Source organism: Pseudomonas sp. AN3A02, assembly GCF_011765255.1.
Lineage (GTDB): Bacteria > Pseudomonadota > Gammaproteobacteria > Pseudomonadales > Pseudomonadaceae > Aquipseudomonas.
This window is the reverse complement of sequence record NZ_JAARNI010000001.1, coordinates 1,599,665-1,613,560: the sequence shown is the minus strand read 5'-3', so window position 1 is coordinate 1,613,560 and position 13,896 is coordinate 1,599,665. Positions and strand designations below refer to the sequence as shown.

The following is a 13,896-nucleotide window of genomic DNA, read 5'->3' as shown; positions in this document are numbered from 1 at the left end:
GCAGATTAGAAGCCTATGTCCCTGATAGTTCTACTGCTTCTGCCCTTTATCGGCAGCTGTCTCGCGGCCTTGCTGCCGCACAACGCACGTAATACAGAGTCCCTGTTGGCCGGCCTAGTTGCCCTGGTCGGGACGGTTCAAGTCGCCCTGCTCTACCCCCAGATCGCCCACGGTGGCGTGATACGTGAAGAATTCATGTGGTTGCCCAGCCTCGGGCTGAACTTCGTATTGCGCATGGACGGTTTTGCCTGGTTGTTCTCGATGCTGGTACTGGGCATCGGGACGTTGGTGTCGCTGTACGCCCGTTATTACATGTCGCCGGAAGACCCGGTGCCGCGTTTCTTCGCGTTTTTTCTGGCGTTTATGGGCGCCATGCTTGGCCTGGTGATTTCCGGCAACCTGATCCAGATCGTGTTTTTCTGGGAACTCACCAGCCTGTTCTCGTTCCTGTTGATCGGCTACTGGCACCACCGCGCCGATGCCCGGCGTGGCGCCTATATGGCGCTGATGGTCACCGGCGCAGGCGGCTTGTGCCTGCTGGCAGGGGTGATGCTGCTCGGGCATATCGTCGGCAGCTACGACCTGGACCAGGTCCTGGCTGCCGGTGATCAGATCCGTGCCCATTCGCTGTACCCGATCATGCTCGCCCTGGTGCTGATCGGCGCGCTGAGCAAAAGCGCGCAATTCCCCTTCCACTTCTGGCTGCCCCACGCCATGGCTGCACCGACGCCGGTGTCGGCCTACCTGCACTCGGCGACGATGGTGAAGGCCGGCGTGTTTCTGCTGGCCCGCCTGTGGCCGTCATTGTCCGGCAGTGAAGAGTGGTTCTGGATTGTCGGCGGTGCCGGCGCCATTACCCTGCTGCTCGGCGCTTATTGCGCCATGTTCCAGAACGATCTCAAGGGCCTTTTGGCCTACTCCACCATCAGCCACCTCGGGCTGATCACCTTGCTGCTGGGCCTCAACAGCCCGCTGGCCGCCGTCGCCGCGGTGTTCCATATCCTCAACCACGCCACCTTCAAGGCGTCGCTGTTCATGGCGGCGGGGATCATCGACCACGAAAGCGGCACCCGTGACATTCGCAAGCTCAGCGGCTTGGTGAAGCTGATTCCGTTTACCGCGACGCTGGCGATGGTCGCCAGTGCGTCCATGGCCGGCGTGCCGCTGCTCAACGGCTTCCTGTCCAAGGAAATGTTCTTCGCCGAAACCGTGTTCATCTCCGCCACCGCTTGGGTGGAAATCGCCCTGCCGGTCATCGCGACCATCGCCGGTACCTTCAGCGTGGCCTATGCCCTGCGCTTTACCGTGGATGTGTTCTTCGGCCCTAAAGCCACCAACCTGCCTCACACTCCGCACGAGCCACCACGCTGGATGCGCGCGCCGGTGGAGTTGCTGGTATTTACCTGCCTGCTGGTGGGGATTTTCCCGGCCCAGGTGGTCGGTTCGATACTCGCCGCTGCCGCCTTGCCGGTGGTCGGCGGCGAGCTGCCGGAGTACAGCCTCGCCATCTGGCATGGCTGGAACGCGCCGATGATCATGAGCCTGGTGGCCATGTCCGGCGGTGTCGTGCTCTATCTGCTGCTGCGCAAGCAGCTCAAGCTGGGCCGCTTCAAATACCCGCCGATCATCAGCTACTTCAACGGCAAGCGCGGCTTCGAGCGCTGCCTGGTGGTGATGATGCGCGGGGTGCGCAAGATCGAAAAACGCATCAGCACCAAGCGCCTGCAAACCCAGTTGTTCCTGCTGGTGCTGGCGGCGGTGATCGCCGGGTTGATCCCGATGCTCTACAGCGGTATCAGTTGGGGCGACCGGCCGAAGATCCCGGGCTCCATCGTGTTCGTCACCCTGTGGCTGCTGGCGATCGCCTGTGCCCTGGGCGCCGCCTGGCAAGCCAAGTACCACCGGCTGGCGGCCCTGACCATGGTCAGCGTGTGCGGCCTGATGACCTGCGTGACTTTCGTCTGGTTCTCCGCGCCGGACCTGGCGCTGACCCAACTGGTGGTGGAAGTGGTCACCACCGTGCTGATCCTGCTGGGCCTGCGCTGGCTGCCACGGCGGATCGAAGAAGTTTCGCCACTGCCAAGCTCGTTGCGCAAGGCACGCATCCGCCGTCTGCGGGACTTCCTCCTGTCCACTGTGGTCGGTGGCGGCATGGCGCTGCTCTCCTACGCGATGCTGACCCGCCAGACCCCCAACGATATCTCGTCTTTCTACCTCAGCCGCGCCCTGCCCGAAGGCGGCGGCAGCAATGTGGTGAACGTGATGCTGGTGGACTTCCGTGGGTTCGACACCCTGGGCGAAATCACCGTGCTCGGCGCCGTGGCGCTGACTGTCTACGCCCTGCTACGCCGCTTCCGCCCTTCGAAAGAAAGCATGGAATTGCCCGCGCAACAGCGCCAGCTAGCACCCGACGTAGCCACCGACCTGGTCAACCCGCGCCAGGCCAGCGACACCGCCTTGGGCTTCATGATGGTGCCGGCCGTGCTGGTGCGTCTGCTGCTGCCGATTGCCCTGGTTGTCTCGTTCTACCTGTTCATGCGCGGCCACAACCAACCGGGCGGCGGGTTTGTCGCCGGGCTGGTGATGTCCGTCGCGTTCATTCTGCAATACATGGTCGCCGGTACCCAGTGGGTCGAGGCGCAGATGAGCCTGCGGCCGATGCGCTGGATGGGCTTTGGCTTGCTGTCGGCAACGTTGACCGGGCTTGGCGCACTGTTTGCCGGCTACCCGTTCCTCACTACCCACACCTGGCACTTCAGCCTGCCGGTGCTGGGCGACATCCACGTCGCCAGCGCGCTGTTCTTCGACGTCGGCGTGTACGCCATGGTGGTCGGCTCGACCTTGCTGATGCTCACCGCCCTGGGCCACCAATCGGTGCGTGCCCATAAACCCAGCAACCAGGCGAAAGCCGTTGCCAGCCAAGGAGGAGCCGCCTGATGGAAGAAGTCATCGCAATTGCCATTGGGGTCCTGGCGGCCTCCGGCGTCTGGCTGATCCTGCGGCCACGAACGTTCCAGGTGGTGATGGGCCTGTGCCTGCTCTCCTACGGGGTCAACCTGTTTATCTTCAGCATGGGCAGCCTGTTTATCGGCAAGGAGCCGATCATCAAGGACGGCGTGCCGCAAGACTTGCTCAACTACACCGATCCGCTGCCCCAGGCCCTGGTGCTGACGGCAATCGTGATCAGCTTCGCCATGACCGCGCTGTTCCTGGTGGTGCTGCTGGCGTCCCGGGGCCTGACCGGCACTGACCATGTGGACGGCCGGGAGCCCAAGGAATGACCTGGATGAATCAACTGATCATCGCGCCGATCCTGCTGCCGTTGCTGACCGCCGCGCTGATGCTGATGCTCGGCGAGAAACACCGCCCGCTCAAGGCACGGATCAACCTGTTCTCCAGCATGGTCGGCCTCGGCATCGCCGTGCTGTTGCTGTACTGGACCCAAAAAGGCGGCCCCGGCTCCATCGGCGTGTACCTGCCGGGCAACTGGCAGGTGCCATTCGGCATCGTGCTGGTGGTGGACCAACTGTCGGCGATGATGCTGGTGCTCACCGGGATCATCGGCGTCAGCGCCCTGTTGTTTGCCATGGCCCGTTGGGACCGTGCCGGCACCAGCTTCCATGCACTGTTCCAGATTCAGTTGATGGGCCTGTATGGCGCCTTCCTGACCGCCGACCTGTTCAACCTGTTCGTGTTTTTCGAGGTGCTGCTGGCGGCGTCCTACGGCTTGATGCTCCACGGCTCCGGTCGGGCGCGGGTGTCATCGGGGCTGCATTACATCTCGATCAACCTGCTGGCTTCGACCTTGTTCCTGATTGGCGCAGCGCTGATCTACGGCGTCACCGGCACCCTGAACTTTGCCGACCTGGCCCTGAAAATCCCCCTGGTACCGGAGGCCGATCGCGGCCTGCTGCACGCCGGTGCGGGCATCCTCGCCGTCGCCTTCCTGGCCAAGGCCGGCATGTGGCCGCTGAACTTCTGGCTGGCGCCTGCCTACTCTTCGGCGAGTGCGCCGGTGGCGGCGATGTTTGCGATCATGACCAAGGTCGGCGTGTACACCGTACTGCGCCTGTGGAACCTGCTGTTCTCCGGCCAGGCGGGCGCCTCGGCGCTGTTTGGCGGTGACTGGCTGATCTACGGTGGCATGGCGACCATCGTCTGCGCGGCGCTGGCGATGATCGCCGCGCAACGCCTGGAACGCATGGCCAGCCTGAGCATTCTGGTGTCCGCCGGGATCCTGCTGTCGGCGGTGGGGTTTGCCCAGCCAAGCCTGACCGCCGGGGCGCTGTTTTATCTGGTCAGTTCCACCCTGGCGCTGAGCGCGCTGTTCCTGCTGGCCGAGCTGATCGAGCGTTCGCGCTCGGCCAACGACATGCCCTTGGACGATGAAATCGAAGCCCTGCCCAAGGCCATGGAATCCCTGCATCCACCGCCCGGCACCAACCTCGACGATGAACAGAAAGCCGTAGTCGGCCAGGTGATTCCCTGGACCGTAGCGTTCCTCGGCCTGAGCTTTATCGCCTGTGCCCTGCTGATCATCGGCATGCCGCCGCTGTCCGGGTTTATCGGCAAGCTCAGCCTGCTCAGCGCGTTGATCAACCCGATGGGGCTGGGCAATGCCGTCGACCAACCGGTGCGCCCGGCGGCGTGGGGCCTGGTGGCGCTGTTGATCTTCTCCGGCCTGGCCTCGCTGATCGCCTTCGCCCGCCTCGGTATCCAGCGTTTCTGGACCCCGGAAGAACGCCCGTCGCCGCTGTTGCGCCGCTTCGAGTGCGTGCCGATTTTCTTCCTGCTGGGCCTGAGCATCGTCCTGACCTTCAAGGCCGAGCCGCTGATGCGCTACACCCAGGCCGCCGCCGAAAGCCTGAACAACCCGGAGCATTATGTGATGGCGGTCATGGCGACGCGCCCGGTGCCGAGCCCTGAAGCCAAGGCCGCCGCATTGGAGATGCAGCCATGAAGCGTCTGTTCCCTGCCCCGTGGCTGTCGTTGGCGCTGTGGTTGTTGTGGCTGGTGTTGAACCTGTCCGTCAGCCCCGGCAACCTGCTGCTGGGTGCGATTCTCGGTTTTGCCGCACCGCTGATGATGGCGCCGCTGCGCCCGTTGCCGATCCGCATCCGCCGCCCGGGCGTGATGATCCGCCTGTTCTTCATGGTGGGCCGTGACGTGATCATCTCCAATCTTGCAGTGGCCTGGGGCATCCTGGTCTGCAGTTCGCGTCCTCCGCGCTCGCGTTTTATCAAGATCCCGCTGGACCTGCGGGATGCAAACGGCCTGGCCGTACTGGCGATGATCACCAGCGTGACACCGGGCACCGTGTGGTCGGAACTGGCCCTGGACCGCAGCATCCTGCTGATCCACGTGTTCGACCTGGATGACGAAGCGCAGTTTATCGAGCACTTCAAACACGCCTACGAACGGCCCCTGATGGAGATCTTCGAATGAGCGCTCTGCTCTCCAATGCGATCCTGTTGAGCCTGTTCCTGTTTTCCCTGGCCATGGTGCTGACGTTGATTCGCCTGTTCAAAGGCCCGTCGGCCCAGGACCGGGTCCTCGCGCTGGATTACCTGTACATCCTGGCCATGCTGATGATGCTGGTGCTGGGCATTCGGTATGCCAGTGACACGTATTTTGAAGCGGCATTGTTGATTGCGCTGTTTGGTTTTGTGGGGTCGTTTGCCCTGGCGAAATTCCTGCTGCGTGGGGAGGTGATCGAATGATCAATGTGGGTGTGTTACCGCTGTGGGTTGAAGTGATCGTCGCGGTTTTATTGGTGCTTAGCAGCCTGTTTGCGCTGATTGGAGCGATTGGGCTGTTGCGGATGAAGGACTTCTTTCAGCGCATGCACCCGCCGGCACTGGCCTCGACGCTGGGGGCGTGGTGTGTGGCGTTGGCCTCGATCATCTACTTTTCGGTGCTCAAGTCCGGGCCGGTGTTGCACGGTTGGTTGATTCCGATCCTGCTGTCGATCACGGTACCGGTGACCACCTTGTTACTGGCGCGTACCGCGTTGTTTCGCAAGCGCATGGCGGGGGATGATGTACCGGCTGAAGTCAGTAGCCGTGGGACCGACAGCGGCAGCTGAAAATACAGATAACTATCTGTCACCCCGGCCATGACTCCCCCTCGTACCTTTATCGGACAACCTACCTTTCCGATACAGGTAAAGACCATGTATACCCATTCCGATGCACTGACCACGCTGTTTGATTTACTCAACTCGCTGAACGCGCTGATTTCACAATTGACCACCCAGCAACAGGCCGCCAAAAAGCGAGGTCTCGAGTTGTATCAACTCGGTGAATTCGAAGAGTGCGAAACTCACCTGACCATCTCCGCTTTGGCCGGCGATGCCCCCTCCCAATACGCCTTGGGCGAAGCCATTCGGCGCCGGGTCGGCAGTGTCAGCCCCGAGGCCCAGGCGTGGTATCGCCTGGCTGCCGACCAGGATCATGTGTACGCCCTGATGCGCCTGGGTGGCGAAACCAACCTGGCCAAAGCCAAGACCCTCGCCCAGTCGCGTGCCGACGCAGGCGACGGTGAGGCGATGCTGCAACTGTACGAGCTGACCCAAGACCGTTCATGGCTTGTCAAGGCAGGTGATGCAGGCTGCGCAGAGGCCTATTACATTGCCGCGCTGCTGTTTGACAAAAACCAGGCCAGTGACAATCGCGACTCCATGTTGAGGTATGCGGCCTTCAAGGATTTTCCACCCGCGATGACGTGGCTGGGGAATATGCAAACCTATTACCGCAACCTCTCCTACCAGCGCATTCACCTTGAAAAAAGACTGGCCCTCAATGAACTCGACGGGGTGATGACCTACGCCGCGGCGCTTGCCGGTATCAATGTCGAAGAGACCAGCCGCTACTACTATCCCATCAACCTGACCCATGCCTATGGCCTGTATTGGTTGGTCATGGACAGCACCCGGCAAAATGCCCGGCATCGTGAGGCTGCGACCTGCCTGCAACAGCTGGGCACCGAATTGAGCGCCGAGCAAATAGAAACCGCCAAGGCGTATGGCCGCCAGTGGAAAGCCGATCATCCGGCCCTGTCGGAGTTCAGGTTGACCTACAGCGATTTGAAATAACCGAGGTAACCGTGGCAAGCCCCCCAACATTCGACCGCGACCCCGTGCTGCGAGCGCTTAGCGTAGTTTCTGCGAGCGTGTTTTTTCACGGCCCCGGCTGATGGTTCGCGCTAAGGGCGCTGGGTCCGAAAGCGTGATCAGCCCGCTACAGTATCGGCGCGCCAAATCGGCCCAATCGTGGCATCCAATGGTCCAGGATCTGCGCTGACGCCAGGATATGGTGGGCGTGTCCGATCAACAGCCGACGCGGCACGAACCCGATGTATCGGGAGTCATCACTGTTGTCGCGGTTGTCGCCCAGCATGAAGTAACTGTCGGCGGGCACCACCACCGGGCCGAAGTTTCGTAACGCCCGTACTGTCGGCATGAACTGAATCGTGCGCTGGCTGTTGTTCGCAAGCTCGGTCAGTTTGATCCCTGGGACGGTCTGGCCAGGTGCGATAGGCTCGCTGATGTCTTGGCCATGACTGTAGGTGGCCGGTGTGCCGTTGACCCACAGCACCTCATCGCGCATTTCCAGGGTGTCGCCGGGGATGCCGACGATGCGTTTGATCAAACGGATGCCGTCCTTGGGTGAGGAGAACGTGACTACATCGCCGCGCTGGGGGTTATCCAGTTTGGCCAGGGATATGTCCGTCAGGGGCAACTTGAGGTCGTATGCCACGCGGTTGACCAGTACCACGTCGCCCTCTAGCAACGTCGGGCGCATGGAGCCGGACGGGATGGGGTTCCAGTCGGCCAGGGACGTGCGGAAAACGCCGAAGCACAGCCAGAAGATGATTGCGTAACGGTAGCGGATTAACCAACGGCGCATAGATCCTCGCACTGCAAAAAAAAGGGGTGTCGGCCTGCGCCAGGCAACCCATGGTTATTTTGGGTAATGGTCGCTTATTGCATCGGAAGATTAAATTAACATTAGCGTTACCGGCCAATCACAGCCGGTGTTTTCAAGCCCACAGAAAAGGAGTTTCACGCCCCATGGATATCAAATGCTCGGTCTTTATCGCAGCCAGCGTCGATGGCTTTATTGCCCGGCTTGACGGGGATATCGAGTGGCTTCATCGGCCGGAGTACGACGGGGCCGAATTGAGCGGTGTGACCTATGAAAACTTCATTGGCACGGTTGATGCCTTGGTGATGGGACGCAAGACCCTGGAGAAAGTGTTGTCCTTCCCGGAGTGGCCCTATGAGGGTATGCCGGTTATAGCGCTCTCTCGGCAATCGGTTGAGATACCTGCGGAGTTGAAGGGCAAGGTTGAGGTGGTGAGCCAGGATGTCACCAGCCTCGTGGCAGCGTTAGCCGAGCGCGGGATGAAACACCTGTATATCGATGGAGGCCAGACGATTCAGGCGTTTCTTGAGGCGGGGTTGATTGACGAGATGATCATCACGCGTATTCCGGTTGTGCTGGGTCAGGGGATTCCCTTGTTCAGCCAGTCGGGTGGCGAGCATGAGCTTCGGCATATCGGCACGTATGCGTCGGATAATGGGTTTGTTCAAAGCCTGTATGAGGTCAGTGGCAAGCGCTGATGCTCATTGAGCGAGTGGGTTGAATCGAGTACATATCCGTTTTTTTGGTCAGGGCAGATATGGGTTCCGCTCTTACAGCGGCTCACTTTTGAACAGCGCAAAAGTAAGCAAAACGCTCTTGCCCCACCACTCGGCACCTCGCCTAGGCTCGGTGTGCCCTCATCTCCGGTATTACTCCGCGGGCCGCCGCGACGGGGCGTCCCTGCCCCGTCGCGGCTAAACCGGCGTCCTGCCGGTTTACCCGCTCCGTAATACCTGCGTTCGGCCAGCGTAGTTTAACGGGGCGCCTAAGATCAAGATCAAAAGCAAGAGCACAGCGGCCTACCGGCCGGCTTGAGTGTGGTGGAGCAACAGCAACAGCAAGATCAGAAGCGGGCACGGTCCAAATGTGGGAGCGGGCTTGCTCGCGAAGGTCGTTAACGATGACGTTGGCATCCTGGATGAACGCGGCGTTCTCAGGTTTTTCGCGAGCAAGCTCGCTCCTACAGATGAGCAGCTTTGTTTTTGAACTCGAGCAGGCTTTGCCTGCACTTGAATGTGTCAACTATGTCTGCGCACAGGGGTCCGGTCAGCGACTCGTTGTAAGTTATGCACCAAAAAAAACGCCCCGAACCAATCGGGGCGTTTTCATTCAGCATTCACCCATCAAGCCTGATCAGCCAACCGCCACGTCGTCCCACCCTTCCCGTCTTCCAACACCACACCCATCGCGGTCAGTTGGTCACGGATACGGTCAGACTCCGCCCAGTCTTTGTTGGCTCGGGCAGTCAAACGTGCCTGAATCAGCGCATCAACTTCAGCGGCATCCACACGCCCTTCAGCGCCTGCCTGCAGGAAGTCATCGGCTTCCATCTGCAGTACGCCCAGCACGCTCGCCAGCTCTTTCAAACGTGCGGCAAGCCCCGCCGCTGCGTTGAGATCGCTCTCGCGCAGGCGGTTGATCTCACGCACCATTTCAAACAGCACCGCGCAGGCTTCCGGTGTGCCGAAGTCGTCGTTCATCACTTCGGTAAACCGCGCAACGAACGCTTCGCCGCCCGCAGGTGCCACGGAGGGCAGGCTTTTCAGCGCGTGGTAGAAACGCTCCAGGGCGCCTTTGGCGTCCTTGAGGTTGTCTTCCGAGTAGTTGATCGCGCTGCGGTAGTGGCTCGATACCAACAGGTAGCGCACCACTTCCGGGTGGTATTTCTCCAGCACGTCGCGAATGGTGAAGAAGTTGTTCAAGGACTTGGACATCTTCTCGCCATTGATGCGAATCATGCCGCAGTGCATCCAGGCGTTGGCGTAGGTCTTGCCGGTGGCCGCTTCGCTTTGGGCAATTTCGTTTTCGTGGTGCGGGAACTCGAGGTCGCTGCCGCCGCCATGAATGTCGAAGGTCTCGCCCAGGCAGCAGGTGGACATCACCGAGCATTCGATGTGCCAGCCCGGACGCCCGGCGCCCCAAGGTGACTCCCAGCTCGGCTCGCCGGGCTTGGTGCCTTTCCACAGGACGAAGTCCAGCGGGTCATGCTTGGCTTCGTCGACTTCGATCCGCGCACCAATGCGCAGGTCTTCGATTTTCTTGCGCGACAGCTTGCCGTAGCCCATGAACTTGGCGACGCGGTAGTACACGTCGCCGTTGCCCGGGGCGTAGGCGTAACCCTTGTCGATCAGGGTCTGGATCATCGCGTGCATGCCCGGGATATGGTCCGTGGCGCGCGGTTCCATGTCCGGTTTAAGGATGTTGAGGCGCGCCTCGTCCTCGTGCATCGCAGCAATCATGCGCTCGGTCAGCGCGTCGAACGACTCGCCGTTTTCGTTGGCGCGATTGATGATCTTGTCGTCGATGTCGGTGATGTTGCGCACATACGTCAGGTCATAACCGCTGAAACGCAACCAGCGGGTCACCAGGTCGAAGGCAACCATGCTGCGGCCGTGGCCGATGTGGCAGTAGTCGTACACGGTCATGCCGCACACGTACATGCGCACCTTGTTGCCATCCAGCGGCTTGAAGACTTCTTTGGTTTTGCTGAGTGTGTTGTAGATCGTTAGCACGATGAATCCCTTAGATCACTGGCCCCACGAATCACGCAAGGTCACGGTACGGTTGAATACCGGAGCACCGGGTTTCGAGTCCTTGATATCCGCGCAGAAGTAACCTTCGCGCTCGAACTGGAAACGGTCTTCCGGCTGTGCGTCGCCAAGCGATGGCTCGGCACGACAACCAGTGAGAACTTGCAGCGAGTCAGGGTTGATGTTGTCCAGGAAACTGGCGCTGTCTTCAGCCTTCTCGGGGTTAGGCGAGCGGAACAGGCGATCGTACAGGCGCACTTCACATTCGATGCTGGCCGCGGCCGGCACCCAGTGCACGACACCTTTGACCTTGCGGCCTTCCGGGTTCTTGCCCAGGGTTTGCGGGTCGTAGGAGCAACGCAGTTCGACGATGTTGCCATCGGCGTCCTTGATCGCTTCGTCGGCACGGATCACGTAGCTGCCGCGCAGGCGCACTTCGCCGTTCGGCTCCAGGCGCTTGTAGCCTTTTGGCGGCTCTTCCATGAAGTCATCACGGTCGATGTAGATTTCACGGGCGAACGGCAGCTTGCGCACGCCGAGTTCTTCTTTCTGCGGATGACGCGGCAGTTCGAGGTTTTCGACCTGGTCTTCCGGGTAGTTGGTGATCACGACTTTCAACGGACGCAGCACGCACATGGCGCGCGGTGCGTTCGCGTCGAGGTCCTGACGGATGCTGAATTCGAGCATGCCGAAATCCACCACGCCGTCGGAACGGTTGGTGCCGACCATGTCGCAGAAATTGCGGATCGACGCCGAAGTGTAGCCGCGACGGCGGAAGCCCGACAGCGTCGACATGCGCGGGTCGTCCCAGCCGAATACGTGCTTTTCATCAACCAGTTGCTTGAGCTTGCGCTTGCTGGTGATGGTGTAGTTCAGGTTCAGGCGGCTGAATTCGTACTGACGCGGGTGCGCCGGTACCGGCAGGCTGTCGAGGAACCATTCGTACAGCGGACGGTGGCTTTCGAACTCCAGGGTGCAGATGGAGTGGGTGATGCCTTCGATAGCGTCCGACTGACCGTGGGTGAAGTCGTAGTTCGGGTAGATGCACCACTTGTCACCGGTCTGGTGGTGGTGGGCGTGGCGGATGCGGTACATGATCGGGTCGCGCAGGTTCATGTTCGGCGAGGCCATGTCGATCTTGGCCCGCAGTACGCGCTCGCCGTCCTTGAATTCGCCGGCTTTCATGCGGGCGAACCAGTCCAGGTTCTCTTCTACCGAACGGTCGCGGAACGGGCTGTTCTTGCCCGGCTCGGTCAGGGTGCCACGGTATTCCTTGGCTTGTTCCGGGCTCAGGTCGTCGACGTAGGCCTTGCCGGCCTTGATCAACTCCACCGCCCAGTCGAACAGTTGGTCGAAGTACTTGGAGGCATAGCGCACTTCACCGGACCATTCGAAGCCCAGCCACTTGATGTCGCTTTCGATGGCGTCGATGTATTCCTGGTCTTCCTTGGCCGGGTTGGTGTCGTCGAAACGCAGGTGCGTGACGCCACCGAACTCCTGGGCCAGGCCGAAGTTCACACAGATCGACTTGGCGTGGCCGATGTGCAGGTAACCGTTGGGCTCAGGCGGGAAGCGGGTGACGATCTGCGTGTGCTTGCCCGAATCCAGGTCCGCCTGGATGATCGGGCGCAGGAAATTGACCGGGACGGCAGGTCCGGCCTTGGAATTCGAGGTAGGGTCGACAGTGGGCTTGCTCATAGGATCCTTGAACAGACGAAGTACTTGGCCGGGTGAGGCCGACAAACAAAGGGCTTATCATAGCCGATGCTGTCAAGGCCCTGACAGAGCGTGGCCAAAAACTGCTGCATTTATTGCACGGGCGGTAAAAAACCACCTCGAAATTCCCGCAGGTCACGCTAAACTGCGCGCCTTGGCTGCCGTTTTTGCCAAGCAGGTAAGGCGCAAAACGCCCAAACCCACGAATTCCTTGAAAGAGTAGTGAACATGACTCAAGTCAAACTGACCACCAACCACGGTGACATCGTCATCGAGCTGAACGCCGAGAAAGCGCCGATCACCGTCGCCAACTTCATCGAGTACGTTAAAGCCGGCCACTACGAAAACACTGTTTTCCACCGTGTCATCGGCAACTTCATGGTCCAGGGCGGCGGTTTCGAGCCTGGCATGAAAGAAAAGAAAGACAAGCGTCCTAGCATCCAGAACGAAGCGGACAACGGCCTTTCCAACGACAAGTACACCGTCGCCATGGCCCGTACCATGGAGCCGCATTCGGCCTCCGCGCAGTTCTTCATCAACGTTGCCGACAACGCCTTCCTGAACCACAGCGGCAAGAACGTGCAGGGTTGGGGTTACGCGGTATTCGGTAAAGTCACCGCCGGCACCGACGTTGTCGACAAGATCAAAGGTGTGCAAACCACCGGCAAGGCAGGTCACCAGGATGTACCGGTAGAAGACGTTATCGTCGAGAAAGCCGAGATCGTTGAGTGATATTGCTGATTTCAGATTTGCATCTGGAAGAGGAGCGCCCGGACATAACCCGGGCGTTTCTGGATTTACTGAACGGCCGCGCCCGTTCCGCCCAGGCGTTGTACATTCTGGGGGACTTCTTCGAAGCCTGGATTGGCGACGATGGGATGACGCCCTTCCAGCGCTCGATTTGCGAGGCTCTGCGCGAGCTGAGCGACAGCGGCACCCAGATTTTCATCATGCATGGCAATCGGGATTTCCTGATCGGCAAGGCGTTCTGCAAAGCCGCAGGCGCAACCTTGCTCAAGGACCCGAGTGTGGTGCAGCTCGCAGGCGAGCCCGTGCTATTGATGCACGGCGACAGCCTGTGTACCCGCGACCTTGGCTATATGAAGCTGCGGCGCATCCTGCGCAACCCCATCACCCTGTTCATCCTGCGCCACCTGCCTTTGCGCACGCGGCACAAGCTCGCGCGCAAGCTGCGCAGTGAAAGCAGCGCCCAGGTGCGGATGAAGGCCAACGATATTGTCGATGTGACGCCTGAGGAAGTGCCGAGGGTGATGCAGGCGTTTGGCGTGCGTACGTTGGTGCATGGCCACACCCACCGCCCGGCGATTCACAAGCTGCAGATTGGCGAGCAGGCGGCCAAGCGCATTGTGCTGGGGGATTGGGACAAGCAAGGGTGGGCGTTGCAGGTGGATGAGCAAGGGTTCCAACTGGCGGCGTTTGACTTCGTCAACCCACAGTTGGCACTGCCCGGCGCTTGACCCAGATCGTTCCCACGCTCTGCGTGG

General features: G+C 60.6%; 13 protein-coding genes. 10 read left to right on the top strand and 3 right to left on the bottom strand.

Annotated elements, in window-relative coordinates:
- Positions 1 to 15 precede the first annotated feature (15 nt).
- From HBJ59_RS07335 to HBJ59_RS07305, 7 genes are all read left to right on the top strand, one after another.
- Positions 16 to 2,937 carry a monovalent cation/H+ antiporter subunit A gene (locus HBJ59_RS07335; RefSeq protein ID WP_076014178.1) on the top strand — a complete coding sequence of 974 codons (2,922 nt, stop codon included), beginning with the start codon at positions 16 to 18 and terminating at the stop codon, positions 2,935 to 2,937.
- Positions 2,937 to 3,281 carry a Na+/H+ antiporter subunit C gene (locus tag HBJ59_RS07330; RefSeq protein WP_003192163.1) on the top strand — a complete coding sequence of 115 codons (345 nt, stop codon included), beginning with the start codon at positions 2,937 to 2,939 and terminating at the stop codon, positions 3,279 to 3,281. The genes HBJ59_RS07335 and HBJ59_RS07330 overlap by 1 nt, the downstream gene beginning before the upstream one ends.
- Entirely contained in the window at positions 3,278 to 4,960 is a 1,683-nt protein-coding gene (locus HBJ59_RS07325) for a monovalent cation/H+ antiporter subunit D (protein ID WP_167663116.1), read from the top strand. The genes HBJ59_RS07330 and HBJ59_RS07325 overlap by 4 nt, the downstream gene beginning before the upstream one ends.
- Positions 4,957 to 5,445, top strand: a complete 489-nt coding sequence (locus HBJ59_RS07320; RefSeq protein WP_076014181.1) for a Na+/H+ antiporter subunit E — start codon at positions 4,957 to 4,959, stop codon at positions 5,443 to 5,445. The genes HBJ59_RS07325 and HBJ59_RS07320 overlap by 4 nt, the downstream gene beginning before the upstream one ends.
- Positions 5,442 to 5,720 carry a K+/H+ antiporter subunit F gene (locus tag HBJ59_RS07315; protein ID WP_010209507.1) on the top strand — a complete coding sequence of 93 codons (279 nt, stop codon included), beginning with the start codon at positions 5,442 to 5,444 and terminating at the stop codon, positions 5,718 to 5,720. Before HBJ59_RS07320 ends, HBJ59_RS07315 begins: the two co-directional genes overlap by 4 nt.
- Positions 5,717 to 6,085 carry a Na+/H+ antiporter subunit G gene (locus tag HBJ59_RS07310; protein ID WP_167663115.1) on the top strand — a complete coding sequence of 123 codons (369 nt, stop codon included), beginning with the start codon at positions 5,717 to 5,719 and terminating at the stop codon, positions 6,083 to 6,085. The genes HBJ59_RS07315 and HBJ59_RS07310 overlap by 4 nt, the downstream gene beginning before the upstream one ends.
- Before the next feature lie 87 nt (positions 6,086 to 6,172).
- Positions 6,173 to 7,093, top strand: coding sequence for a hypothetical protein (locus tag HBJ59_RS07305; RefSeq protein WP_167663114.1), 921 nt, complete (start codon positions 6,173 to 6,175; stop codon positions 7,091 to 7,093).
- Positions 7,094 to 7,238: 145 nt separating this feature from the next.
- Here HBJ59_RS07305 and lepB read toward each other — a convergent pair whose 3' ends face one another.
- The gene (gene lepB / locus HBJ59_RS07300; protein WP_076014184.1) at positions 7,239 to 7,907 is read right to left on the bottom strand and encodes a signal peptidase I; all 669 of its coding nucleotides are present in this window, start codon (positions 7,905 to 7,907) and stop codon (positions 7,239 to 7,241) included.
- 164 nt (positions 7,908 to 8,071) lie between these two features.
- On the opposite strand from lepB, the gene HBJ59_RS07295 reads away from it, so the two are divergent.
- Positions 8,072 to 8,623 carry a dihydrofolate reductase family protein gene (locus HBJ59_RS07295; protein WP_076014185.1) on the top strand — a complete coding sequence of 184 codons (552 nt, stop codon included), beginning with the start codon at positions 8,072 to 8,074 and terminating at the stop codon, positions 8,621 to 8,623.
- A 645-nt stretch (positions 8,624 to 9,268) separates the two neighbouring features.
- On the opposite strand, the gene cysS is transcribed toward HBJ59_RS07295, so the two are convergent.
- Positions 9,269 to 10,657: a cysteine--tRNA ligase gene (cysS, locus tag HBJ59_RS07290; protein WP_167663113.1), complete on the bottom strand. Its 1,389-nt coding sequence runs from the start codon at positions 10,655 to 10,657 to the stop codon at positions 9,269 to 9,271.
- Positions 10,658 to 10,672: 15 nt separating this feature from the next.
- Positions 10,673 to 12,373: a glutamine--tRNA ligase/YqeY domain fusion protein gene (locus tag HBJ59_RS07285; RefSeq protein WP_167663112.1), complete on the bottom strand. Its 1,701-nt coding sequence runs from the start codon at positions 12,371 to 12,373 to the stop codon at positions 10,673 to 10,675.
- A 246-nt stretch (positions 12,374 to 12,619) separates the two neighbouring features.
- On the opposite strand from HBJ59_RS07285, the gene HBJ59_RS07280 reads away from it, so the two are divergent.
- Both HBJ59_RS07280 and lpxH read left to right on the top strand, forming a co-directional pair.
- A complete protein-coding gene (locus HBJ59_RS07280) occupies positions 12,620 to 13,123 on the top strand; it encodes a peptidylprolyl isomerase (RefSeq protein ID WP_076014188.1) in 504 nt (167 codons plus the stop codon).
- Positions 13,120 to 13,869: a UDP-2,3-diacylglucosamine diphosphatase gene (lpxH, locus tag HBJ59_RS07275; RefSeq protein WP_076014189.1), complete on the top strand. Its 750-nt coding sequence runs from the start codon at positions 13,120 to 13,122 to the stop codon at positions 13,867 to 13,869. Before HBJ59_RS07280 ends, lpxH begins: the two co-directional genes overlap by 4 nt.
- Positions 13,870 to 13,896: the final 27 nt, after the last annotated feature.

Bases quoted from the DNA above. Each gene is read 5' to 3' on its own strand.
- lepB (WP_076014184.1), bottom strand. From the start codon at position 7,907: ATGCGCCGTTGGTTAATCCGCTACCGTTACGCAATCATCTTCTGGCTG.
- HBJ59_RS07280 (WP_076014188.1), top strand. From the start codon at position 12,620: ATGACTCAAGTCAAACTGACCACCAACCACGGTGACATCGTCATCGAG.
- HBJ59_RS07325 (WP_167663116.1), top strand. From the start codon at position 3,278: ATGACCTGGATGAATCAACTGATCATCGCGCCGATCCTGCTGCCGTTG.
- HBJ59_RS07320 (WP_076014181.1), top strand. From the start codon at position 4,957: ATGAAGCGTCTGTTCCCTGCCCCGTGGCTGTCGTTGGCGCTGTGGTTG.
- HBJ59_RS07330 (WP_003192163.1), top strand. From the start codon at position 2,937: ATGGAAGAAGTCATCGCAATTGCCATTGGGGTCCTGGCGGCCTCCGGC.
- HBJ59_RS07315 (WP_010209507.1), top strand. From the start codon at position 5,442: ATGAGCGCTCTGCTCTCCAATGCGATCCTGTTGAGCCTGTTCCTGTTT.
- HBJ59_RS07305 (WP_167663114.1), top strand. From the start codon at position 6,173: ATGTATACCCATTCCGATGCACTGACCACGCTGTTTGATTTACTCAAC.
- HBJ59_RS07335 (WP_076014178.1), top strand. From the start codon at position 16: ATGTCCCTGATAGTTCTACTGCTTCTGCCCTTTATCGGCAGCTGTCTC.
- HBJ59_RS07285 (WP_167663112.1), bottom strand. From the start codon at position 12,373: ATGAGCAAGCCCACTGTCGACCCTACCTCGAATTCCAAGGCCGGACCT.
- HBJ59_RS07295 (WP_076014185.1), top strand. From the start codon at position 8,072: ATGGATATCAAATGCTCGGTCTTTATCGCAGCCAGCGTCGATGGCTTT.
- HBJ59_RS07310 (WP_167663115.1), top strand. From the start codon at position 5,717: ATGATCAATGTGGGTGTGTTACCGCTGTGGGTTGAAGTGATCGTCGCG.